The following is a 22,384-nucleotide window of genomic DNA, read 5'->3' as shown; positions in this document are numbered from 1 at the left end:
ACCGATGACATCTGCACCCGAAGAGCATCTCAGACTGGAAGGGATCGGCGTCAGCTTCGGCGCCGTCAACGTCATCCCCGCGCTCGACCTCTCGGTCCGCAAGGGCGAGATGGTTGCCTTCCTCGGCCCGTCGGGATGCGGAAAGACCACGACGCTGCGCATCATCGCCGGGCTCAACAAACCCTCCCGGGGCCGCATCATGGTGGGAGGGCGCGACATCACGCGCCTTCCCATCCATGATCGCGACATGGGCATGGTGTTCCAGAGCTATGCGCTGTTTCCGCATATGAACGTCACGCGCAACGTCGCGTTCGGTCTCCAGATGCGCAACATCCCGTCGCGCGATGCGGAAAGCCGGGCGGCGCAGGCGCTGGACATGGTCCAGCTCGGCCACCTCGCCCACCGCAAGCCGAAGGAACTGTCCGGCGGCCAGCAGCAGCGCGTGGCGCTTGCCCGCGCGCTCGTCATCGAGCCATCGATCCTGCTCCTCGACGAGCCGCTGTCGAACCTCGACGCGAAGCTGCGCGATGAGATGCGCGTGCAGATCCGCGCGCTCCAGCAGCAGAGCGGCATCACCGCCGTCTTCGTCACGCACGACCAGGTCGAGGCGCTGTCGATGTGCGACCGCGTCGTGGTGATGCGCGGCGGTCGCGTCGAGCAGTTCGGCACGCCGACGGAGGTCTACGAGCGACCGGCCACCGCCTTCGTCGCCAATTTCGTCGGCCGCACCAACCGCCTCAAGGGCGCGATCACCGCCGAGGGCACGCTGACGGCGGCCGGCCACCAGCTGCGTTCCGCCACCACGCTGCCGCCCGGCGCCGTCGAGATCCTCGTGCGCCCGCACCGCATCCGCATCGATGACGCTGCCGAGACCGCCAACCGGGTGAAGGGCGCCGTCTCCGGCATCACCTTCATCGGCGACCTCGTGCAATATGCCGTGCGCGTCGGCGATGCGGAGGTCGTCGTGGAAGAGGCGACGCGGCGCGACCGCAGCGCGCTTGCCGTCGGCGACACGGTCACGCTCGGCTGGTCGGCGGAAGACACGCTCGTTTATCCGGCGGGCGAACAATGAGCGCCGTCCCCACCACCACCCCCGTGCCGGCGGCACCCCGGCAATGGCGCGACGGCGAACTCGCCGTGCTCCTGCTCCTGCCCATCGCGCTCATCAACGCGATCGGCTTCATCCTGCCCGTGCTGAACCTCGCGCGTTACTCCTTCAACAAATCGCGCGTCGGCGGCGGCATCGAGGCCGTCTTCACCTGGGAGAACTGGGCGGGGCTCTTGAGCGACCCGTTCTATCTCGAACTGGTGTTCAACTCGGTCTGGATCAGCCTGGCGATCACGCTGACGACGCTCGTCGTCTCCTATCCAATCGCGCTCTACCTGCACCGCGCGTCCGGCGCCTGGCGCACCTTCCTCACCGTGCTCGTCATCTCGCCGCTTCTGACCTCCGCCGTCGTGCGCACCTATGGCTGGATCGCCATCCTCGTCGACGACGGGCCGGTGGTCGGCGCCATCAAGGCGCTTGGCCTGCCGGCGCCGAGCCTGATGTTCAACATCAAGGGCGTCTTCATCGGCCTCACCGAAATCCTGATGCCCTACATGATCCTCGCGCTGATGGCCGGCTTCGGCCGGCTCGATCCGCGGGTGGAAGAGGCCGCGCGCACGCTCGGCGCCACGCCGTCGCGCACCTTCATGAAGGTCATCCTGCCGCTGACCCTGCCCGGCATCGCGCTCGGCTGCCTGCTCTGCTTCGTACTCGCCGTCTCGTCCTTCATCACGCCCAAGCTGATGGGCGGCGGGCGGGTGTTCCTGCTGGCGACGGAGATCTACGACCAGGCGATCGTCACGCTCAACTGGCCGCTCGCCTCGACGCTGTCGATCCTCGTGCTCATCGTCTTCGGTGCAGCATTATGGGCTTACTCCGCCGTGCTGCGGCGTCTCGACTAGGAGGAAAGATGATGGAAATCCACAAGACCTCCTGGCCGATGCGCATCCTCGTCTTCCTGCTCTTCGTCTACCTGCTGGCGCCGGTCATCCTCGTCTTCCCGCTGTCCTTTTCGGGCGACCAGGTGCTGCGCTTCCCGCCGTCCTTCTGGTCGACGCGCTGGTATTCGGCCCTCTTCGCCAACAGCCAGATGCTGCAGGCCTTCTGGACGAGCCTGTCGCTCGCGGCGATCGTCACGGCCCTGTCGATCGTCATCGCCGTGCCCGCCGCCTGGGTCATGACGCGGCTCACCTTCGCCGGCCGCGACCTGCTGTTCAACCTCTTCACCGCGCCGCTGCTTTTGCCCACCATCGTGCTCGGCCTTGCCATCCTCATCGTCTTCGCCTCCTTCGGGCTGCTAGCGACGATGCACGGCCTGGTCTTCGCCCACCTGGTGGTGACGCTGCCTTACGCGCTGCGGGTGCTGGCGGTGTCGCTCAGCACGCAGGACCGCGCCTGCGAGGAGGCGGCGCGCACGCTCGGCGCCAAGCCGCTCACCGTGTTCTTCCGCGTCACGGTGCCCATGCTGACCCCCGGCATCGTCGCGGCGGCGGCGCTGTGCTTCCTCGTCTCGTTCGACGAGGTGGTGATCACGCTGTTCCTCACCGGACCGCGAATCAGCACGCTGCCCGTCGAGCTCTACAACTACGTCTACAACCAGGCCGACCCGCTCGTCGCCGCCGCCTCCGCGCTCCTCATCCTCCTGACGCTCGCCGTCATCATGATCGTGGAACGCGCCATGGGCCTCGGCAAAGCCTTCGTAAAGTAGGACCCCCTCGCCTCCGGCTCACGGCGTGCCGGAGGCGACCAGGCTGTCGATATGGGCCTGCAAGGTCACCGTGCCGCGGATGGGATTGTCCGGCCGCGCCGGCGCGTCCACCGTCGCCGCGGTCATGCGGGCATAGGCGCGCGCCGCCTCGGCGGAAAAGCCGGCCTCGCGAAAACTCTGCTCCCAGCCTTCCCGCGGCGTGGTCTCCACCACCACCGGCCGGCCGAGCGTGGCGGAAAAGGCGTTGGCGACGTCCTGGAACGTATAGGCCCGCGGGCCTTCGACATAGCGGATGCCGACATCGTCGAGCCCGCTCACCAGCCGGCGATAGGCCGCCTCCGCCAGATCCGTCGGCGAGACCATCGGCAGCACCATGTCGGCCGGAAAGGCTGTCGGCAGCGTGCCGCCGCGCGCCGGGTCCAGCAGCATGTCGAGATTGGTATAATAATAGGCCGCGCGGTCGATGGCGGTGGGAATGCCGCTCGCCTTCGCCCGCTGCTCGAAGTCGTAGAGCACCGAGAGATCCCCGATCGCCTCGCCCTTCTGCGCGCCATAGGTCGAGGCGACGACGATCTTTTCCAGCCCCGAACCTTCCAGCGCATCCGTGATGCTGCGCGCCGTCGCAAGCTCGGCGGCGTCGCTGTCGCCGCGTGTATCGGCCGGCGGGTTGAGCAGGAAGGCGCGGTGGCCGCAACGCAGCACCTTGTGCAGGGCCTCGGTGTCGGTGATGTCGACCACCGCCGGCTCCACCCTTGCCGTCGCGATGGCGCCGGCCTTGTCCGCATCGTGCAGCACGGCGATCACCCGCTGGCCCGCCTGGTCGAGCGCGCGCACGAGGTTTGCGCCGATATGGCCGGTTGCTCCGAGAACGACAAACATGGGTCACCTCCTGGTCTTCCCCGAAAAAACCCATTTGCCGCGACAGGGTTCCAAAACCGGGCCGAATAGGTTTGCCGGGCGGGCGGTGCAGGTGCTATCTGCGGCAAAGCCGAAACGCAGTGTTGGAGATGGACATGGATGTGGTTTTTACGCCGGAATTGACGGTGTGCGGGATCGATGAACTGCCGGGCCACGGCACGCGCAACGTCACCCATGTGCTCTCCATCATCGATCCGGACTATCCGGAGCTGGAAGCCTTCCTGGCCTATGGCACGCATCACCGCACGACGCTGCGCTTCCACGACATCATCGCCGCCGCGCCGGAGCGCGTGATGCCGCATCCGGACCACACGCAGGAAATCCTGCGCTTCGGCACGGATTTCCACGCCCGGCAGGATGCCAAGGGGCCGAGCCACCTGCTGGTGCATTGCCATATGGGCGTGTCGCGCTCGACGGCCGCCATGCTGACGCTGATGGCGCAGGCGAACCCGGACGAGCCGGCCGAAAGCCTGTTCGCCCGCCTCGTCGCCATCCGCCCGCAGGCCTGGCCGAATTCGCAGATGGTGGGTTTTGCCGATGAACAGCTCAGCCGAAAGGGCGACCTGACGGCCGCCCTTCGTCGCCATTACGGCCGGCAGATCAAGAGCCGGCCGCAGTTCACCGAATGGATGACGACGCTCGGCCGCGACGCCGAGCTGAAGATGGCGATCCTCGACTAGATCGCCCTGGACACCCGGTCGGCCTCGCCAATGAGGCCGACGATACGCTCGACGGCCGACGGGATCGGTCCCAGCACCGGCTTGCCGAAGCGGGGGCGGAGCGCCTTGGCTGCTTCGCCGAGCGGGCCGCCGCCGATGACCACGGCCTGCGCGCCGTCCTCCCCGATGCACGCGCCGACCGCACCGGCGAGCGCCTCGATGAGGAGGGCCGGATCGGCGGCAAGCGCCACCGGATCGCCCGCCGTACAGCGGATGCCCGTATAGAGATGGGCAAGGCCGAGATCATGCGCCCGCTGGCCGATCGCTTCGGCCAGATCCGGCGTGGAGGTCGCCACGCCGAACCGGCGCCCGCCCTCCGAAGCCTCGATCATCGAGGCCTCGCAGATGCCGACCACCGGAACGGCCACCTTGCGGCGAAGCTCGGCAAGGCCGGGATCGCCGAAGGCGCTGACGATGATCCCCACACACTCCCGTCCATGTGCCGCGCCCAGTTCGACCACCTCGGCGGCGGATGCCGTGAGCTGCTCGGGCGTGACGATCATGGAGGGCGCCCGGCTGGCGGTGACGGTTTTCACCGCCAGCCTGCCGGCGAGAGCGTTGAGCGCGATGGCGTGCATCATCTCGCTCGTCGCCTCGGAACTGTTGGGATTGATCAACAGGATGTGCGGGGTCATGCTTGGTTCAAGCTCCAGCTTTCAGGGGTTGCACGGCAAGCTCCGGGCTTTCGGTGGTGGCATCGGCGCGCTGCGTGATGTCCTCCATCGACATGCCGTAGGTTTCCGGTCCGAGACGAATGCACACCGCGAAGACCGCATACATGGCCGCCGCCAGGCCGAACACGCCGACCATGCCGTAATGGTCGAACAGCGCGCCGGAAATGGTGGGCACGAAGGAACCGGCCGCCGAGCCCGAAGCCAGGATGAAGGCCACCCCGAAGGCGCGGATGCGGGTCGGGAACAGTTCCGGCGCATAGATCCAGATGGACGTGTTGAGCAGGAGCACGAAGAACTGGAAGAGCGCGCCGAAGAACAGCACCAGATAGATGGTGGTGCCGAGATACATGATCGACAGCGCCGCCAGGCAGGCGCAGATCGCGCCGACGGTCAGCACGCGCTTGCGCGGGAAGTAATAGCCGAACATCGAGGCCGCAATGGCGCCGAGCACGCTGCCGCTCTGGATGATCATGCTGTAGAGCAGGCTGCCCTGCAGCGTGTAACCCATCGAGACGAAGATGACGGGCATCAGCGTCAGCACGGAAAGCTGCGCGCCATAGCTCATCAGGATGGCGATGGACACCGGCACGATGCGGCCGAGGAAGGGCGCGCGGAACAGTTCCTTCCAGGCGCCCTTGGTCGGCGGCGCGTCCGTCGCCTGGTCCTTCGTCAGGTGCTCGCGCACCACCAGGTTCTTCGGCCGCAGCGACCCGGATTCCAGCACCGAGAGCACCTCGTTCGCCTCGTCTATCCGCCCTTGCGAGGCAAGGAAACGCGGTGTTTCCGGCACGTAGCGGCGGTAGAACACGACGAGCAGGGCGGGCAGCGCCAGCGAGGCGAAGAGCCAGCGCCAGCTATCTTCACCAGGGAAGATGCTGAAGATCATCAGCCCGTAGACGGGTGCGAGAAAGTTGCCGAAGCCGCCGGCGCCCACATTGACGAGGCCGGCCGCCGTTCCGCGGAACTTTGGCGAGCAGAATTCCGACAGCATGGTCACGGCGGTCGAAATCTCGCCGCCGACGCCGAAGCCGACGATGGCGCGCGCAATGCACAGGAACATGAAGTCCGGCGCCAGCGCGCAGGCTGCCGAGCCCAACGAGAACAGCAGCAGGTTGACGGTGAGCATGACGCGGCGGCCGTAGCGGTCGCCGAGAATGCCCGAAAGCAGGCGGCCGATGGCCGCACTGCCGAAGGTGATCGTGTTCAGGAAGCCGATATCCGTGCCCGTCAGGCCCCAGTGCTCCTTCAGGAGCGGGCCGGACACGCCGATCGTGTTCTGCTCGAAACTGTCGAACAGGCAGCCGATCAGCACCAATGCGATGATCTGTTTGTGCGCCCCGGTCACTCCAATCCGGGTGAGCGCGCCTTCCAGTTGCCGAATGACCGGCGATGATTTGCCGGACTGCACCATACCTTCTGCTGCCATAGTCTCCTCCTCCTGGCATCAGCGTGAAAATCAATTTTCATACTATGCCTTCAAGAAATGATCTTTTCAAGAGAAACTTGTGAGCGCCCTGTTCTTCCCGAAGGCCGGTCCCTCCGTTACAAGCAGGCGATGGCAAACGAGGGTTTGGGGTGAGATGAGTTCGACGGATCGTTCGTTCCTGTTCCGGGTGAGGGATGCGCTGGACGACCTGCATCCGGCGGAGCGGCGGCTCGGCGATTTCGTCTGCGATTTTCCGGGTGAACTTGCGAGCTATTCCGCCTCGGAACTGGCGCGGCTCGCCCAGGTCTCGAACGCCACCGTCACCCGCTTCGTGCGCCGCCTCGGCTACGAGAACTACGAGGAGGCGCGCCGCCACGCGCGCGACGAGCGGCAGACCGGTTCGCGCCTGTTTCTGGCCACCTCGACGGATGCGGCCGGCGACCAGTCGGTGGCCGCCCACGTCGCCCAGGGCATCGCCAATCTCGAAGGCACCTTCGCCACCATCACCGACGCGCAGGTGAACGCCGTGGCCGACGCCGTGCTGGAGGCGCGCAAGACCTGGGTCGTCGGCTTTCGCAGCTCACACCCCTTTGCCGATTATCTGCAATGGCAGATGACGCAGGTCGCCGAAAACATCGTCGCCATCCCCGGCGCCGGCCAGACGCTCGGCGAACATCTTGTGAGCGTCACCGACCACGACGTCGCCATCGTCTTCGGCCTGCGCCGCCGCATCGCGCAGATGGAGGCGATCCTCTCGGCCATCGAGAAAAGCGGCGCGAAACTGCTCTACATTACCGACGAAGGCGTCGCCCACCGGGCAAGCGCCACCTGGCATTTCCGCTGCCAGACGCTCGCCCCCGGCCCCCTCTTCAACCACGTCTCCGTCATGGCCGTCTGCCACCTCATCACCACCCGCGCAATCGAACGGGCAGGTGCTGCCGGCCGCACCCGCCTGCGCGGCATCGAACGCTTCGGCGATACGCTGGAGGAGCTGTGAGTAGCCAGCGTCCGGAGACCACGATCACCCGCGCCGACTGGTACGGCCGTAAACTGGAGCGGGAGCGTCATGCGGACACGCTGTTTTCCGATCTCGACCTGACGGAGGCGGAGAATATCGGCAGTGTCTTTTCCGACTGCGTGTTCCGCAGCGCCCGCTTCAACGCCTCGGCCCACCGCGATGCCGCTTTCGTCAACTGCACCTTTATCGCCTGCAAGTTCTTCGATGCGAGCTTCACCAATTGCAAATTCGTCGGCAGCCGCTTCGAGGATTGCGCCTTCGACACGATCAAGGTGGTGGAGGGCGATTGGTCCTTTGCGGGCCTCGCCCATGCCGATCTCGGCCGCGCCTCGTTTTCCGGCACGAGGCTGCGCGAGGCGGACCTGACGGGCGCCCAGTGCCGCTCGGGCTCGATCCGCAATGCCGACCTCTCCGGCGCGCTGCTGCACAATGCCGATTTCAACGGCTGCGACCTCCGGGGAAGCGATCTCAGCGCCATCGAGCTCAAAACCATCCACCTCAAGGACGCCATCATCACCATCGACCAGACCATCTTCATCGCCGAGGCGCTCGGGCTGGATGTGCGGCTGAAGTGAGGGCAACCAGCCCTCGCGTTCCTGCATAGCTGCACTGCACAAAAAATGTTTATCAAAAGGTCAAAAGTTGGGCATAGTGCCTGCAGTTGATGCACGTGATGGTTCCTCCCAGTCCATCGCATCAGCTGTTCCCCTCTGGAGGTTTTTGACCTTCACACTTCAAGGGCCACGGTTTTCCGTCGGCCCTTTTTTTTGCGCGCAATTTGCCGGGAGCTGTCAACCGCCTCACGCTTGCCCCCGCCCCTGCCCGCGTTCCAGCGCCTGCACCATCGGATAGATGCTGAAGGCCGAACGTTCCGCCTTATCGGTGAGGTCGCGCAGATAGCCGCCGGGCGAGCGGATGGCTTCGCCGCGTTCCAGCAGGGCGGCGATGACCACCGCAGCCGCCGCATCCCCCATCGCCGCCTTCGCCTTGCGCCAGGCATCGGGCGAAATGCCCAGCATCGAGCGCACCAGATCCGCCGCCGCCACGAGGTCCGTCCAGCTTTTCACGCCGTTGCGGGCATAATCGGCGATCTGCGGGCAGAGCCGCATCAGCCGGTCGAGACTGATCGCCATCTTCTGCTCGGGTGCCGCCTTCGCCGTTTCATTTTCCCGGCCATATGGTTCAATAGGTTGGTCTGTGTTTGAATTCTGAATATGCTGCTCAGATTGATGCGCACTGCCGCTCATTTCTTGCTCTGAAAGGCTTGAGAGATAAGCGTTTTCCACTTCGGCCCTGAGACGCTGGAGGCCATCGCGGCGCGTGGCCAGGATGTCTGCGGCGGTGCGGCGTCCGAGCCCTGCCACAAGATCTGCGAGACGGTCGGCAAGACCGAGCCAATCGCCCGCCCTGCCCTCTTCCAGCGCCGTGGCGATGATCTTGGCGATATCCCGCTGGTGCAGCGTCACTTCGCTCCTCAGCGCCCGCATGGCCCTGTCCTCGGCGCGCGCACGTTCGGCCGCCTCGAAGATTTCGCCGGCCTTCAGCGCCAGCGGCGCGAGATCGAAGCCGAAGGCATCCTCCAACGCGCCCTTCTCGTCGCGCCGGCAGAAGCGCTTGCCGTTGGCGCTGTCGCGGCGGAAGATCAGGCCGGCCTCGACGAGCGCCGCCAGATGCCGCCTTATCGTCGCCGGGGCCATGCCGCGCGCCCGCAGCGAAAGCTCGCGGTTGGACGGGAAGACGATGATCGGCGCCGTGCCGTCGAGCTCGCGCTCGTTAGCAAAGGAGACGAGCGCCTCCAGCACGCTGATCGTACGGTCGCCGATGCCGAAGACGCCGCGCGCCTCCGTCACGGCGCGCATCAGCTGCCACTTGTCGGCGCGTCCATTGTCATTGCCGCCGCCGCCGGCGCGCAGCTTTTCCTGCCGCTCCGCCGCCTCGCGCTGCCGCATGAAAAGGCGCGCACTCATCCGCCCGCCGCCGAAAGGCGTCGTTGCAATCTGCTCCATCATGGTCGGGTCCTCTTTTGAGAGGCAAGGAGGTCCCGTCAACGCCGCCGGTCAGGCAGGCGAAGTCCCTTGTGCCGTGCAGCATCAGATGCCGACGGCGCTTGACTTTGACCCTTGGAAGTGATTCTCTCGAATTGCTACATAGAAGAGGGCTTCCGAAATGGTGACGTTTTGGGGGCCTTTTTTCTTGTCTCCGCGCTTCCTTCCGCTGGTTTCTCTGGGTGTTGCCGGCCGTTCACACGGCCGAATCAGTGTGACTTGCGCTCAGCTTTTGCCCGCCATTTCGCCCTTCCGGGCAGCGAGAAAGGCTGCATAATCCTCTTCCAGCCGCGCCGTGAGCCGTGCGATGAAGGCCGGGTCGACATCCGGCGGGAACGCGATGCGCACCGCCTTGCCCTTGCGCTCCACCTTGGCGAGAAGCCCGCCATCGGCCTTGCGGACTTCCTCCACCGCCGCGACCGCCTTCGGTGCGCGATGCATCAGCCGGTCGAACAGCTTTTGGAACCGCTCGTCGCTGCCGACCCGGCGGAACTGCTCGGACGTGACCTCGTCGGTCGCCTTCTCGATTTCCGCGCCGTTGCCGTTCTCGAAGAGCGCCCCCAGCGCCATCCAACGCTCGCGCCCCGCCTTTGGCGCCGGGCCGATCTCGCGCACGAAACGGATGGGCACGCTGTCGGCCACCTGAAGCAGGCGCGACAGCTCGCTCTTCTGCACGGCGAGCGCATCACCGACAAGCCGGCGCTCGAAGCCGCGCGCCACCAGCGCCTGGGCAAACAGCGCGCGCTCGATGAAACTCAGGTTGCGCCGCTCGGCATTCTCCTTGCCCTGCGCCAGCACCAGCTCTTCGTCGGACAAAGCCCGCACGATCGCCTTGACCTTCTGGCCGAGGCGGCGCGCAGCCTTCAGGCGCCGATGACCATAGGCAACCTGATAGCGGCCCTCCCCTCCTCCGTCCGTAACAGGTGCGGGGCGAACGAGGATCGGCACCTGCTGGCCGCTGTCGCGCATGCTGTCGACCAGCGCCAGGAAATCCGCGTCGTCGCGCTCCTCGTCGGAGAGCCGGTCGTTGACGAAGGACGCCTCGATGCGGTCGGTATCGAGCGCGACGATGCGCTCGCCCTCCTCCAGCGCCTGGCGGAGCGCGCGCGCCTCTTCGGCTTCCCGCGTGATCGAGGACAGCGTCAGCCCCATCGCCTTGACGGCGCCCGACGACGTGCGGCCGGGCTCGCCGGCGGCGGGCAGCGATTTCGTCTCGGGTGCCACCTCGCCGGCCGGCAGGATATCGCCGCCGAACAAGGCCTTGATGGAATTCTTGCGGTCGCGGCCGGTCATCATGCGCGTCCCCATGCAGTGTGCAGCAATTGTTCGATCTCGCTGTTGACGGCCTCCAGCGAATCCATCGCCCGGTCATAGGTGCCGCGCGAAAAATTCTCGCGGCCGACCTCGTAGAGCGTCTGCTTGGTGAGGCCGGCATCCGAGACGGCGGTGGATTTCAGCATGGCCGAGGTCAGGACCCGGTTGCCGAAGAGCGAGCGCAGGAAGCCGACGATCTGCGCCTGCGGCCCGTCATGCGGCTCGTAGCGGGTAACGAGGTAGCGCAGGAAATCGAAATTGAGCTGGCCGCCCGCCTCGCGCACCACGCCGAGCAGGTCGGAGGTCATGAACAGGAACTGGCTCATCGAGGCGACGTCGAGCATCTGCGGATGCACGGTGACGATGACCGAGGTCGAGGCGCAGAGCGCCGACAGCGTCAGGTAACCGAGCTGCGGCGGGCAATCGATCACCACCACGTCATAATCGTCGGCGACCGAGGCGAGTGCCGCCTGCACCCGCGTGAAGAACAGGCCATGCGCCTCGCCGGCCTTGCGCTCGGTCAGCGCACGCGGCGTCGCATGTTCGAATTCCTGGAGCTCCAGATTGCCCGGCACCAGGTCGAGATTGTGGAAATAGGTTTTCCGGATGATCGCCGAGAGCGGGCGCACTTCTGCGTCGTAACGGATCGCGCCGTAGATCGTGTCGTTGCCGACGAGATCGAGTTCCGGCTGGTAGCCGAAGAGCGCCGAGAGCGAGGCCTGCGGATCGAGGTCGATGGCGAGCACCCGGTGGCCGGTCATGGCCAGATGCTGGGCGAGATGCACGGAAGAGGTCGTCTTGCCGGAGCCGCCCTTGAAATTGGTGACGGAGATGACCTGCAGGTGTTCGCCGCGCGCGGGGTCGCGCCATTTCACATAGGCGCGGGCCTTGGCGGCATTGCCCTTGGCGCGGGCCTGCTCGGCGAGGTGATGGCGCAGCGCGTCGATGTCGGCGAGCGAATACATGCGCCGGCCGCCGGGGCCGGTCGCAAGTTCAGGCCCCTCCCCCGCCAGCGAGATTTGCCTGAGGTAGCCGTCCGACACGCCGATCAGCCGCGCCGCCTCGCCGGAGGTGAAGCTGCGCAGCGTCTTCTGCGAGGTCGGCGGGAAGAGCCGGTCGCGCATCGCCTGGAGCTGCACGGAAAGCGCATGCGCATCTTCCGCAATGGTCTCGTCGGCCGGGCGAAGCGGCACCTGTTCTCCCAACGCTGTCTCCGACGGCTTGGCCATCCGCAGTCTCCGTTCCTTGCCCAGTCTTTGGGCTCAATCCCCCTGTCCCGTCATGATCGGGCGGATCGTCTCGCCTATAGTGTCTCCGATTCTCCACCCCGGGGATATGCGGGGACGGGAGAATCTACAGATGCTTTTGGCAGTTACGGCGAAAGTTACAATCTTCGCCCGGTTCCGTTAGGGACGGTGCGGCAGCTTCCGAGTCGCGTCAAGCGTTTTTTGGTTAACGAAATCTTAACGCCGAACCCGGCGCGAGGCTGGAAAACCGGGCTTTTCGCCCCTGGCGCCGCCGCGGTCATCCACCGGATTCACCACGGCCGCGTTGACACCTGTTAACATCGCGAACCCATCACGCGCATGAATCGATCCGCGCGAACCGATTCCGAAAGGTCGTTGGACGCGATTCTCTTCCACGGCGAGACTCGGCGTCATGGATGACACGAGATCAAGCCATTTCGTTTCGATCCGCGGCAAGAAGCACTGGCTGTGGCGCGCTGTGGATCAGGAGGCGTCGCCGTCGCCGCCAACTGTGGCATCGCAACAGCCCCACCTGTTTCCATTCAGACGCGCTTTGATTGTCTCCTTGGCCGTGTCGCGAGCACGTTGCGGATCGCAAAGCTTGAATGGATCCGCGAAACACCCGGCATGGCCGAGAGGATTTCCTTGTGGATGCGCTCGAACTCGCCTGCATTGGCGACCTCGACGCGCAGCAGGTAGTCCGAGCCGCCCGTCATCAGGAAGCACTCTCGAATTTCCGGATATTTGCGCACGGCCGCCTCAAAGCGATCGAGGTAGTCTTCCGTTTGCCGTTCCAGCGTGACGTTGATGATGACGGCAATTGTGGACTCGACATTTCCCGCATCCACGAGGGCGGTATAGCCACGGATGACGCCCGTCTGCTCCATCAGCTTGATCCGACGCAAACACGCCGAAGGCGAAAGACCCACTTCGACGGCGAGGCTCGCATTGCTCATGCGCGCATCGAGCCGGAGGAGCCTCAGGATATTGCGGTCGATTGCGTCCAGAGCCATCATCGCAGAACATTCCAAATCTTCGTCGTTTCATTCAAAAATCGTGATCTAGCACAATAATCAAGCGCCATTTAGTGCCAAATTTCGTGATCGTTTCAATAGGCTCCGCTGAAGTCGGGGGCTGGACATGCATATCGGAATTCATGAAGACGGGCAGAGCGACGCGATCCGCACGGGCGGCGCAACGGGCTATCTGACCATTGATCTAGCCGCACTTGCCCGCAACTACGAAAAGCTGGCGAAAGAGGTGGCCCCGGCGCGCGCGGCGGCGGTGGTCAAGGCGGATGCCTATGGCCTCGGCGCCGATCGGGTCGCACCCAGGCTCTACGCGCAGGGCTGCCGTCATTTCTTCGTCGCCCAGTTTGTCGAAGCCCTTCGCCTGCGGCCGCTTCTTGCCGCGGACGCCGCGGTCTTCGTGCTGAACGGCCTGCAGCCCGAAAACGAACTCGCCTGCGCACGCAGCGGCATCGTGCCGGTGATCAATTCTTTGGGCCAGTGGCGGCAATGGTGTGCCGCCGCAAAGACGCTCGGCCGCACGCTGCCGGCCGTGCTGCAATTCGACACCGGCATGTCGCGCCTCGGCGTGCCGCCGGAAGACCGGGCGATGCTTTCAGAATACGTCGAGGCCGACGGCCGGATCGAGGTCCTCTTCATCATGAGTCACCTCGCCTCCGCCGACGATGTCGACAGCGACCAGAACGATGACCAACGTGCCGAGATGGAGCGCATCTCGGTCGAGTTTCCTGAATTCGACGTTTGCTTCGCCAATTCGGGCGGCATCTTTCTCGGAAGGGTCTACCACGGCGCGCTCGCCCGCCCCGGCATCGCGCTCTATGGCGGCGCGCCAACCGCCGGGCGTGACAATCCGATGGAGCCGGTCGTGCGCCTCGATGTCGCCGTCGTGCAGACACGCACCGTGTCGGCTGGCACGCGTGTCGGCTATGCCGCCAGCCATGTCACGACGGGCGAAATGCGGCTTGCCACCATTGCCGCCGGTTATGCGGACGGTCTGCCGCGCAGTCTCGGTGGCCGGGGCGCGGTCTATTGCGACGGTATCCGCCTGCCAATCATCGGGCGCGTCTCGATGGACAGCATCATCATCGACATCTCCGCCCTGCCGGCGGGCCGCCTGATATGCGGCAGTCTCGTGGAGGTGCTCGGACCTCACCAGACGCTTGAGGATGTCGCACGCGACGCCGGCACCATTTCCTACGAAATTCTGACCGGTCTCGGCCGCCGATACGAACGGCAATATTGCTGACCCCTTCTTTCCAAGTGAGGATCCATGAAAGTCATCGTTCTGGGCGCCGGCATTATCGGCGTCACGTCGGCCTATCAACTTGCCAGGGCCGGCCACGAGGTCACGGTTGTCGACCGCCAGCCCGCCCCGGCGCTGGAGACGAGTTTCGCCAATGCCGGCGAAGTCTCCTTCGGCTACTGCTCGCCCTGGGCCGCTCCCGGCATTCCCATGAAGGCGATGAAGTGGCTGTTCATGCAGCACGCGCCGCTCATCCTGCGGCCCAAGATCGATGCCACCATGCTTTCCTGGATGGCGCAGATGCTCGCCAACTGCACCTCGCGGCGCTACGCCATCAACAAGAGCCGCATGTTGCGGCTGGCCGACTACAGCCGCATCGCGCTCGCCGCCCTGCGCGAGGAAACCGGCATCGCCTATAACGAGCGCATGCAGGGTACGCTGCAGCTCTTCCGCACCGAGGCACAGCTCGACGCCTCCGCCAAGGACGTCAAGGCGCTCGCCGCCGACGGCATTCCCTATGAGGTGCTCGACCCCGAGGGCTGCATCCGCGTGGAGCCGGCGCTCAGGCATGTGCGCGAAAAAATTGTCGGCGGCCTGCTGACGCCGAAGGACGAGACCGGCGATTGCTTCAAGTTCGCCAATGCGTTGGCGGCGAATGCAGAGGCGCTCGGCGTTCGCTTTATGTGGAACACTGCAATCAATGCCCTCGACGTTGATGCAGGAAGGGTGCGTGGCGTCACGACCGGCACGGGAAAGCTTTCGGCCGACGCGGTGGTTGTGGCGCTCGGCAGCTATTCGCCGCTGCTGGTTCGTCCCCTCGGCATTCGCCTGCCGGTCTATCCGGTCAAGGGCTATTCGCTGACCATCCCGATCACCGACGCGGCGCGTGCGCCGGAATCGACCGTGATGGACGAGACCTACAAGATCGCGATCACCCGCCTCGGCGATCGCATCCGCGTCGGCGGCATGGCAGAAATATCAGGCTACACTAATGACCTCGGCCTTACCCGTCGCCGCACACTTGAGCATTCCGTCATGGATCTGTTCCCTGGCGGGGACACCGGCAAAGCCACCTTCTGGTCGGGCCTTCGGCCTATGACGCCGGACGGCACGCCGGTCATCGGCGCGACGAAGATCGCCGGCCTCTTCCTCAACACCGGCCACGGCACGCTCGGCTGGACGATGAGCTCGGGTTCCGCCCGCGTCATTGCCGACATCGTCTCTGGCAGAAAACCGGATATTGATGCCACTGACCTTGCCGTTGCGCGATACGCCTGACGGCTGCTGGAACGGAGTGAACGCCGATCGCGACCATTTCCATGTCGCGATCAGCCGTTGGTTCAACCGCTGATGAGCTTGACCTCAAGGTAGTCCTCAAGGCCCCATCTGCCGCCTTCGCGCCCGTTTCCGGATTGCTTGTAGCCACCGAACGGGCTGCCGGCCGCCTTGGGCGTGCCGTTGATCTGGACCATGCCGACGCGCAATTGTCGCGCCACCCGCTGCGCCCGGTCGAGGTCCGCGGTTTCGACGAATGCGGCAAGGCCGAAGCGAGTGTCATTGGCTATGGCGATAGCCTCGTCTTCGCCGGAAAACGGAATGATCGTGAGGACCGGGCCGAACACCTCCTCCTGGGCGATCGTCATGGTATTGTCCACATCGGCAAAGACCGTCGGCCGGACAAAGCTTCCCTTCTCGAAACCATCGGGACGGCCAAGCCCCCCGACGACGACGCGCGCGCCTTCCTTTATGCCGACGTCGATCAGGTCCTGGACCCGTGCATAGTGGCCGTGCGAGGCTAGTGGGCCTAGATGATCGCCCGGTTCGTCCGGCTGGCCGATGGCAACGGCCTCGGCTGTCGCCTTTGCGACCGCGACGGCTTCGTCATACACCGTTTTGTCGACGAGCATCCTCGTCGGGGCGTTGCAGGATTGCCCGGTATTGTTGAAACATTGCATGACGCCGCGTGCCACGGCGGTCTGCACATCCGCGTCGGCAAAGACGATGAACGGCGACTTGCCTCCGAGTTCCAGCGACACACGCTTCACGGTTGCCGCAGCGGCGCGCGACACTGCCGCGCCACCACGGGTGGAGCCCGTGAACGATATCATGTCGACGTCGCGATGGCGGCTCAGCGCCTCGCCGACGATCGCCCCCTCCCCGTTGACGAGGTTGAAGACGCCGGCGGGAAGCCCGGCTGCGTCGACGAATTCGGCAAACAGCATGGAGGAAATCGGCGCGATTTCGGAGGGCTTCAAAACAACGGTGCAGCCCGTCGCGATTGCCGGTATGACTTTCAGCGCCAGCTGGTTCATGGGCCAGTTCCACGGCGTGATGAGGCCGCAGACGCCAATGGGTTCGTGAAGAATCCTCTGGTCGGGCAGGTCCGGCCGCAAGAGCTCTTCAAAACGATACTCGTCGAGCGCCGCCAGAAAGGCCCTTGCGTGGTAGAGGCCGGCTTCAGCCTGGGAGTGGGTCGCGAAGTCGATCGGCGCGCCCATTTCCTGCGAGATGGCCTTCCCCATTTCGGCGAGACGGGACTGGTAGATATCGACGATCCGGCGGATATAGCCGAGCCTTTCCGTCAGTCCGACCTTGCTCCAGAACGCAAAGGCGGACCGGGCAGCGGCGACGGCCCGGTCGACATCCTGCTCCGAGCCGGAGGAAATGACGGCAAAGGGCTCGTCCGTCGCCGGATTGAGCACCTCCATCGTCCTTTCCTGCGCAGGCGCACACCATTTTCCGTCGATATAGAATTGTCTTCTGTCCAGCATCCCGTCCGCCCTCTCCGTGCACTTGCCGTTTGCGGGGTTCAAGGTCACGCCTTGATCCCCATCTCCTCCATGTCGCGAAAGCGGTCGCCGATGCGTGCATGCGGCCTGCCGCCATCGGACGCGCCGATCGCGATGAGGATTTCGTTTTCCCGAGGCGCATCCGCCACCTGCAGGTTCAGGGTCAGGAAGTGCGAGCGGGTGCCCGTAACGCTTTTGTGCGTCATCGGCAGCGAGAGCAGCGCGCCGGCAGCATTGCGCGTGTTGGCAAAGCTCAAATAGCTGGTGCCCTGCGCCGCGTGACGGAAGATATTGCCGAACCGCAGGGTGTGGATGAGCGCCGAGCCGTGCTCGACCTCGCCATTCAGCCCCACGGCCGCGCATTTGCCATAGGCCTCGATGCGCTCCGCCGGCAGCAGGGCAACGAGACGACGTGTCATCTCCTCGCCGAGAATAGGCGCATAGGCATTGATGATCGGGGTGAGATCGTCGACGAAGGGCTGGTTCGCCCAGGGGTTTTCCAGAATGGCGACGACGCCGACGGCGGTGACGGGCCGGTCTGAATGTCGTCCCCCTTCAATGAAGGTCTCCTCGATAAACGTCACGAACTTTCGAATTGCGGGCGCCATCACACAACCTCCATGCCTGGCTTTCGGATGGCCAAAGACTAGGGAAACAGGGCGCATGATCTTCCTCAAAAAAGAGGAAGCTTGCGATGACGTGCTATAGAATAATAGGAGCTTCGGGAGCCTGGAGGAGAGACATGGACGTAAGCCAGCTTATCGCGTCGTTGAGCGATATCGCGACGTCGATCAATGCCGAGCAGGATACCGACACCATCCTCAGGCAGTTGATCCGCGCGGCATGCCACCATCTCAACTGGTATCGCGGGACGATCATGAGCATCGATCTGGCAAGCGGTTACGCCTATGTCACGGTCCGCTACGACCCGGCACTGGTGCCGAACGACGGGGCGACGAACTGGGCACTGGCAACGAGCCCCTCCCTGGTCGCCCTGCGCTACAACGAACCGGTCTTCATTCCCAACGCCAAGACATCCGCCGAGTTTCCAGGCTTCCAGCGGGAATCGATCGAGAAGGACTACAGCAGCGTCCTCGTGACACCCATGGCCTGCACCGATCTGCTGGGGCGCCCGATCGTCCTCACCCTCGTCTCACGCGAGATCAAGGAACTGAAACAGGATGACCTGTCCCTCATCAAGCTGATCGTGCAGCTGGGAACCGCAGCACTGGAGAAACAGAAGCACATTCTGGCCCAGAAGACTGCCGCGGAGCAGAAGGAGGAGGTTCTAGGACGACACATACAGTGGATGAACCAGGCGCTCTCCGACGATTCCGTGCGCAATCTCGCTGCCACGATCGATCCGATCTTCAAGCAGCCGCTTCTCGTCGTCGACTGGACGACAAACACCATCCTCCCGAGCAAGAGCCCGGACCCGCGCTTCTACGACGACGAGGAATGGCGGCATTATGTCGAGAGCGAACTGGGCGACAGGATCCTCACCCTCGCCTCGGAAAGCCTCGCCGGTGGCGCGACCGCCAATGTCGATTTCCACTATACGAAGGGGACGCAGACCGCCACGGCGGTCGCCCGTATGCACGGCCTCACCGTAGATGGAAAGGCGGTCGGGGCGCTGATCTTCATCGGCGACGAAGAAATTCCGGAAATCGACCTTCTGCTCATCGAAAGCGCCAAGCAGGCTCTCAGTGTTCAATTGATGCGCAACCAGATCCGTTTCCAGTTCGAACAGCGTTCCCTCGATGCGCTGTTCATCGAACTGATCGAAGGCAGCTGGAAAAGCGAAAATGACATCGCGCAGCGCTCCTTGAAGTTCGGGATCAGGACAGGCGCGCGCCACCGGCTTCTCTATGTGTCCTATATCAATGCCGACGCCATCCGGAGCCAGGTGCGGGACGGGATCCTGCGCGGCCTTTCCTTTCTGGCGGAACATTTCGAACCGCGCGCGGTCGTCATTGCCAGGCAGAACGGCATCGTCGTCTGGCTGCCGGAGCCCGAAGCACCGAGCCCCGCCTACCTGAAGACCGTCACCGCGAAGATCATGCAGGAGGTGATGCGCCACCATCGCGACATGCCGACGATCGCGATCAGTGATCCATGCGAGCGGCTTTCCGACTATGCGCTGCAATTCGAGCGGTTGTCCTGCGTCATGGACATCGCCCTCTCGCTCGCAAAACGTGGCGTCGTCTCCGCCTCGATGCTTGGCCCGCTGAGCATGCTTCTGGTCACCGCCGATCTGCAGCAGATCAGAACGCATATCAACGCTTCATTGGGCCCGATCATTCTCCATGACCGCGAGCACGATACGAAATTCTACGAGACGCTTTCGAGCTTTGTGGATGCGGGTTATCGCAACCAGCAGTGCGCGGACCAGCTGGCCATCCATGTCACCACGCTGCGTTACCGGCTCTCGCGGATCGTCGACCTGTTCGGCCTCGATCTGGAATCCTCGCAGAAGCGTTTTGAATTCGAGTTGGCGTTGAGGATTTCAAAGCTGCTCGACGAATAGGAAACCGCCACCGCGCCCATGGCGCGGCGGCGTCGTTTTTCAGATCCGGCCCTCGGCCCGAAGCTCATTCGTGACCTTTTCGATGCTGCGCCCGAGGATGCCGACGATCGTGTCGATCTCCTCACGCGTGATGATAAGCGGCGGGGAGAGCACGCACATGTTCGAGATCGGCCGCACGATAAGACCGGCCTCGTAGCATTCGCGGTCAACACGAAGGGCCATTTCGGCGTCGAGTTTGGTCGCTTGCTCGGAAGAAGGATCGGTCACACATTCCACGCATCCGAGCAGCCCTGTTCCGCGCGTATCGCCGATAAGCGGCAGGTCCCGCAGCGACCCGATTCTTTCCTGGAAGTATGGCGCTGTCTCGCGCACATGCTCGAGTATGCGGTCGCGGGAAATGACATCGATATTGGCGAGTGCCGCGGCGCAGCTCACCGGATGGCCGCTATAGGTATAGCCGTTGGTGAAGAAGCTGCCCTTCGCATTTTCTCCGCTGATGCGGCCAAGAACGGCATCCGAAATCACGAGGCCGCCGAGGGGCAGGTAGCCTGACGTAACACCCTTGGCGAAGGTGATGATGTCGGGAACGATATCGAAGACATCCTCGGACGCGAACCAATGGCCGCACCGTCCGAAGGCCGTGACCACCTCGTCGGAGATATAGAGGATGTCGTGCTGGCGGCAGATCTCCAGGATTCGCTGGTGGTAGCCCTTCGGCGGCACGATGACGCCGCCGGACGCCAGAAGCGGTTCGGCAAGGAAAGCGCCGACATTTTCCGGTCCGAGCTCGGCAACCTTGGATCGGAATTCCTCCACGAGGAAATTGAGAAAGGCCGCCTCCGACATGCCACGCGGCCGGCGGAAGGTGTTGGGCGCGGAGATGAAAGCGATCTGGTCGGAGGCGAGGTCGAAGTTCGGCCGGTTCCAGGCGCGGCCGGAACAGGCAGCGGTCAACTGGGTGCTGCCGTGGTAGCCGTCAATGCGGCAGATGATCGCCTTCTTGTTCGCGCGCCCGAGCACATTGTTGTAGAACTGCATGAAGCGGAGCGCGGAATCGACGGCGGACGATCCGCCGGTCGTGAAGAACACGTGGTTCAGGTCGCCCGGCGCCAGTTCGGCGATGCGGCGCGCAAGCTCCGCCGCCGGCTCGTTCACGAAGTACCAGGGCGAATTGTAGCTGAGCGTCATCGCCTGGTCGCGGATGGCGTCGGCGATTTCCCGGCGGGCATAACCGATCTGGGTGCACCACATGCCGCCAGGCCCGTCGATCAGCTTGCGCCCGGCGTCGTCCCACACATAGATGCCATCCGCATGCGTGAAAAGCGGCCGGTCGGACCGGCCGAGCTTGGCCATCTCTTCCGACGGATTGATCAGGTGCTGGCGCGCGGCGTCTTTCGGGCCTTCGTCGCCAAGCTCGTGCCGTACCTCGATGTTCATTTCCGATCTCCCTTTCACTCCTTCGGGTGGAGGTCTCGACGAGCCCTCCACCCGGATTGCCACATTCGCAGAGCATTTCCGCTATTCTTCGAATCGCGAAAACGCTCTACCTCTTTGTTTTTACGTAATTCCGGACGCGAAACCGCTTCGCACTTTTGCTGGAATTTCTCTAGTCGACGGCCTTCGTCGCGGCTTCGACCCATGTGTCGAACTGCGCCTGGTTCTTCGCAATCCATCCGTCCGCGATCGTCTTGATCGCGCGGTCGGACGTGTCCTTGTTGAGTTCCGATTCCCATTCCGCCCAGGTGGAGGTCGGCCACTTCGCCTCGGCAAGGAAAGCGCGCACCGCCGGGTTTTCCGCAATGAAGTCGCGATTGGCGGCGGACATCCAGTTCCACGAGCCTGTCACCATGCGGCACGGATCCTGCCCGCCCGCGCAACCAACGACGCCCTTCACGAGGTGCCCGTTCGTGGCATGGATATTGTCGGGCATGGCGTCGTAGGGGATCGGCAGCCAGACGGTTTCAGTGCCGGGTTTCAGCGTGTCCGTGACCCACGACGGCTGCCATGTGTAGACGAGGGTCGGCTCGCCGCGCTTGAAGCGCGCAAAGGTCTCGGCGAGCAGGACCTCGTATTTGCCGCGGACGGTCTTCACCGTGTCGGCGAGGCCGAATTTCTCCACCTGGTAGTCGACGACGTCGCCGCATTGCCAGCCCGGATCGCAGTTGACGAGATCGGCCTTGCCGTCACCATTCGCGTCGAAGAGCGCTGCGATCTTCGGGTCCTTGAGTTGCTCGAAATTCGTGAGATTGTAGGTCTCCGCCGTCTTCTTGTCGACGAGATAGCCGTTCGTTCCCCCGCCGACAATGTTGCCGTCGCCGACAAGTTCGACCGTGTCCTTGACAGGCTCGTAGGCGGCGATCTCCTGCGGGATGTTGATGTCCGCGGCCACGTCGAGGTCGCCCTGCGAGGCGGCCTGGAAGAACGCGATCGTGCTGACCGTCGTCAGCTTGACGTCGTAGCCAAGCTTCTCCAGGCCCTGGATGAGAATGTCGTCCTGGATATAGTTCGCGCCGAGGCTGTCGCCACGGGCGAACCGTATGGTCTTGCCCTCGCCCGGCAGGCTCTGCGCAAAGGCGCCATGAGTGATCGCGACGCAGCACGCCGTGGCCGTCAGCATCTTGTAAAGCTTATGCATTTTCGTTCCCCATTTTTAGCGGTTTTCAGGTTTTCTCGTTGTGGT

The 22,384-nt window shown here is 64.2% G+C and carries 20 protein-coding genes; 9 read left to right on the top strand and 11 right to left on the bottom strand.

Annotated elements, in window-relative coordinates:
• Positions 1 to 4: 4 nt before the first annotated feature.
• Genes GB927_RS20930 through GB927_RS20920 form a run of 3 tightly spaced genes read left to right on the top strand, consistent with a single transcriptional unit; the run spans position 5 to position 2,756 of the window.
• Positions 5 to 1,072 (top strand): ABC transporter ATP-binding protein, encoded by a 1,068-nt coding sequence (locus GB927_RS20930; RefSeq protein WP_256119151.1) that lies wholly within the window; start codon positions 5 to 7, stop codon positions 1,070 to 1,072.
• Positions 1,069 to 1,950: an ABC transporter permease gene (locus GB927_RS20925; protein WP_256119150.1), complete on the top strand. Its 882-nt coding sequence runs from the start codon at positions 1,069 to 1,071 to the stop codon at positions 1,948 to 1,950. Before GB927_RS20930 ends, GB927_RS20925 begins: the two co-directional genes overlap by 4 nt.
• 11 nt (positions 1,951 to 1,961) lie before the next feature.
• Complete coding sequence (locus GB927_RS20920; RefSeq protein ID WP_369431696.1) at positions 1,962 to 2,756, top strand: ABC transporter permease; 795 nt, start codon at positions 1,962 to 1,964, stop codon at positions 2,754 to 2,756.
• Between the two features lie 18 nt (positions 2,757 to 2,774).
• On the opposite strand, the gene GB927_RS20915 is transcribed toward GB927_RS20920, so the two are convergent.
• Positions 2,775 to 3,635, bottom strand: a complete 861-nt coding sequence (locus GB927_RS20915; protein WP_256119148.1) for an NmrA family NAD(P)-binding protein — start codon at positions 3,633 to 3,635, stop codon at positions 2,775 to 2,777.
• A gap of 134 nt (positions 3,636 to 3,769) precedes the next feature.
• Here GB927_RS20915 and GB927_RS20910 point away from each other — a divergent pair, with 134 nt between their 5' ends.
• Complete coding sequence (locus tag GB927_RS20910) at positions 3,770 to 4,354, top strand: tyrosine phosphatase family protein (protein WP_256119147.1); 585 nt, start codon at positions 3,770 to 3,772, stop codon at positions 4,352 to 4,354.
• Here GB927_RS20910 and GB927_RS20905 read toward each other — a convergent pair.
• Positions 4,351 to 5,028 carry an aspartate/glutamate racemase family protein gene (locus GB927_RS20905; RefSeq protein WP_256119146.1) on the bottom strand — a complete coding sequence of 226 codons (678 nt, stop codon included), beginning with the start codon at positions 5,026 to 5,028 and terminating at the stop codon, positions 4,351 to 4,353. The two genes, GB927_RS20910 and GB927_RS20905, sit on opposite strands and share 4 nt — an antisense overlap.
• 7 nt (positions 5,029 to 5,035) lie before the next feature.
• A complete protein-coding gene (locus GB927_RS20900) occupies positions 5,036 to 6,493 on the bottom strand; it encodes an MFS transporter (protein ID WP_256119145.1) in 1,458 nt (485 codons plus the stop codon).
• Positions 6,494 to 6,647: 154 nt separating this feature from the next.
• Here GB927_RS20900 and GB927_RS20895 point away from each other — a divergent pair, with 154 nt between their 5' ends.
• Positions 6,648 to 7,490 carry a MurR/RpiR family transcriptional regulator gene (locus tag GB927_RS20895; RefSeq protein ID WP_256119144.1) on the top strand — a complete coding sequence of 281 codons (843 nt, stop codon included), beginning with the start codon at positions 6,648 to 6,650 and terminating at the stop codon, positions 7,488 to 7,490.
• Positions 7,487 to 8,086, top strand: coding sequence for a pentapeptide repeat-containing protein (locus tag GB927_RS20890; protein WP_256119143.1), 600 nt, complete (start codon positions 7,487 to 7,489; stop codon positions 8,084 to 8,086). The genes GB927_RS20895 and GB927_RS20890 overlap by 4 nt, the downstream gene beginning before the upstream one ends.
• Positions 8,087 to 8,311: 225 nt before the next feature.
• Here the strand turns inward: GB927_RS20890 and repC are convergent, their stop codons facing one another.
• The 4 genes from repC to GB927_RS20870 form a co-directional block, all read right to left on the bottom strand.
• Entirely contained in the window at positions 8,312 to 9,520 is a 1,209-nt protein-coding gene (gene repC, locus GB927_RS20885) for a plasmid replication protein RepC (RefSeq protein WP_256119142.1), read from the bottom strand.
• Between the two features lie 261 nt (positions 9,521 to 9,781).
• Positions 9,782 to 10,849, bottom strand: coding sequence for a plasmid partitioning protein RepB (gene repB / locus GB927_RS20880; protein WP_256119359.1), 1,068 nt, complete (start codon positions 10,847 to 10,849; stop codon positions 9,782 to 9,784).
• The gene (gene repA / locus GB927_RS20875) at positions 10,849 to 12,099 is read right to left on the bottom strand and encodes a plasmid partitioning protein RepA (RefSeq protein ID WP_256119141.1); all 1,251 of its coding nucleotides are present in this window, start codon (positions 12,097 to 12,099) and stop codon (positions 10,849 to 10,851) included. The genes repB and repA overlap by 1 nt, the downstream gene beginning before the upstream one ends.
• Positions 12,100 to 12,659: 560 nt before the next feature.
• Entirely contained in the window at positions 12,660 to 13,133 is a 474-nt protein-coding gene (locus GB927_RS20870) for an Lrp/AsnC family transcriptional regulator (RefSeq protein WP_256119140.1), read from the bottom strand.
• Between the two features lie 124 nt (positions 13,134 to 13,257).
• Here GB927_RS20870 and alr point away from each other — a divergent pair, with 124 nt between their 5' ends.
• A complete protein-coding gene (gene alr / locus GB927_RS20865) occupies positions 13,258 to 14,391 on the top strand; it encodes an alanine racemase (protein ID WP_256119139.1) in 1,134 nt (377 codons plus the stop codon).
• A 24-nt stretch (positions 14,392 to 14,415) separates the two neighbouring features.
• Positions 14,416 to 15,666, top strand: coding sequence for a D-amino acid dehydrogenase (locus GB927_RS20860; protein WP_256119138.1), 1,251 nt, complete (start codon positions 14,416 to 14,418; stop codon positions 15,664 to 15,666).
• Positions 15,667 to 15,728: 62 nt separating this feature from the next.
• On the opposite strand, the gene GB927_RS20855 is transcribed toward GB927_RS20860, so the two are convergent.
• Positions 15,729 to 17,159, bottom strand: coding sequence for an aldehyde dehydrogenase family protein (locus GB927_RS20855; protein ID WP_256119137.1), 1,431 nt, complete (start codon positions 17,157 to 17,159; stop codon positions 15,729 to 15,731).
• 44 nt (positions 17,160 to 17,203) lie between these two features.
• Positions 17,204 to 17,785, bottom strand: a complete 582-nt coding sequence (locus GB927_RS20850; protein ID WP_256119136.1) for an amino acid synthesis family protein — start codon at positions 17,783 to 17,785, stop codon at positions 17,204 to 17,206.
• Between the two features lie 134 nt (positions 17,786 to 17,919).
• Here GB927_RS20850 and GB927_RS20845 point away from each other — a divergent pair, with 134 nt between their 5' ends.
• On the top strand, positions 17,920 to 19,704 hold the full coding sequence (locus GB927_RS20845) for a helix-turn-helix domain-containing protein (RefSeq protein ID WP_256119135.1): 1,785 nt from the start codon (positions 17,920 to 17,922) through the stop codon (positions 19,702 to 19,704).
• A gap of 39 nt (positions 19,705 to 19,743) precedes the next feature.
• On the opposite strand, the gene GB927_RS20840 is transcribed toward GB927_RS20845, so the two are convergent.
• Both GB927_RS20840 and proX read right to left on the bottom strand, forming a co-directional pair.
• Positions 19,744 to 21,141, bottom strand: a complete 1,398-nt coding sequence (locus GB927_RS20840) for an aminotransferase (protein ID WP_256119134.1) — start codon at positions 21,139 to 21,141, stop codon at positions 19,744 to 19,746.
• 169 nt (positions 21,142 to 21,310) lie between these two features.
• Positions 21,311 to 22,339 carry a glycine betaine/L-proline ABC transporter substrate-binding protein ProX gene (gene proX / locus GB927_RS20835; RefSeq protein WP_256119133.1) on the bottom strand — a complete coding sequence of 343 codons (1,029 nt, stop codon included), beginning with the start codon at positions 22,337 to 22,339 and terminating at the stop codon, positions 21,311 to 21,313.
• Between the last annotated feature and the right edge of the window lie 45 nt (positions 22,340 to 22,384).

It is taken from the genome of Shinella lacus, assembly GCF_010994755.1.
Lineage (GTDB): Bacteria > Pseudomonadota > Alphaproteobacteria > Rhizobiales > Rhizobiaceae > Shinella > Shinella lacus.
This window is presented reverse-complemented; position numbering and strand designations above follow the sequence as displayed.

Bases quoted from the DNA above. Each gene is read 5' to 3' on its own strand.
- GB927_RS20930 (WP_256119151.1), top strand. From the start codon at position 5: ATGACATCTGCACCCGAAGAGCATCTCAGACTGGAAGGGATCGGCGTC.
- proX (WP_256119133.1), bottom strand. From the start codon at position 22,339: ATGCATAAGCTTTACAAGATGCTGACGGCCACGGCGTGCTGCGTCGCG.
- GB927_RS20850 (WP_256119136.1), bottom strand. From the start codon at position 17,785: ATGGCGCCCGCAATTCGAAAGTTCGTGACGTTTATCGAGGAGACCTTC.
- GB927_RS20925 (WP_256119150.1), top strand. From the start codon at position 1,069: ATGAGCGCCGTCCCCACCACCACCCCCGTGCCGGCGGCACCCCGGCAA.
- GB927_RS20910 (WP_256119147.1), top strand. From the start codon at position 3,770: ATGGATGTGGTTTTTACGCCGGAATTGACGGTGTGCGGGATCGATGAA.
- GB927_RS20860 (WP_256119138.1), top strand. From the start codon at position 14,416: ATGAAAGTCATCGTTCTGGGCGCCGGCATTATCGGCGTCACGTCGGCC.
- GB927_RS20845 (WP_256119135.1), top strand. From the start codon at position 17,920: ATGGACGTAAGCCAGCTTATCGCGTCGTTGAGCGATATCGCGACGTCG.
- GB927_RS20840 (WP_256119134.1), bottom strand. From the start codon at position 21,141: ATGAACATCGAGGTACGGCACGAGCTTGGCGACGAAGGCCCGAAAGAC.
- GB927_RS20855 (WP_256119137.1), bottom strand. From the start codon at position 17,159: ATGCTGGACAGAAGACAATTCTATATCGACGGAAAATGGTGTGCGCCT.
- GB927_RS20920 (WP_369431696.1), top strand. From the start codon at position 1,962: ATGGAAATCCACAAGACCTCCTGGCCGATGCGCATCCTCGTCTTCCTG.
- alr (WP_256119139.1), top strand. From the start codon at position 13,258: ATGCATATCGGAATTCATGAAGACGGGCAGAGCGACGCGATCCGCACG.
- GB927_RS20870 (WP_256119140.1), bottom strand. From the start codon at position 13,133: ATGATGGCTCTGGACGCAATCGACCGCAATATCCTGAGGCTCCTCCGG.
- GB927_RS20895 (WP_256119144.1), top strand. From the start codon at position 6,648: ATGAGTTCGACGGATCGTTCGTTCCTGTTCCGGGTGAGGGATGCGCTG.
- GB927_RS20915 (WP_256119148.1), bottom strand. From the start codon at position 3,635: ATGTTTGTCGTTCTCGGAGCAACCGGCCATATCGGCGCAAACCTCGTG.
- repC (WP_256119142.1), bottom strand. From the start codon at position 9,520: ATGATGGAGCAGATTGCAACGACGCCTTTCGGCGGCGGGCGGATGAGT.
- repA (WP_256119141.1), bottom strand. From the start codon at position 12,099: ATGGCCAAGCCGTCGGAGACAGCGTTGGGAGAACAGGTGCCGCTTCGC.
- GB927_RS20900 (WP_256119145.1), bottom strand. From the start codon at position 6,493: ATGGCAGCAGAAGGTATGGTGCAGTCCGGCAAATCATCGCCGGTCATT.
- repB (WP_256119359.1), bottom strand. From the start codon at position 10,849: ATGACCGGCCGCGACCGCAAGAATTCCATCAAGGCCTTGTTCGGCGGC.
- GB927_RS20905 (WP_256119146.1), bottom strand. From the start codon at position 5,028: ATGACCCCGCACATCCTGTTGATCAATCCCAACAGTTCCGAGGCGACG.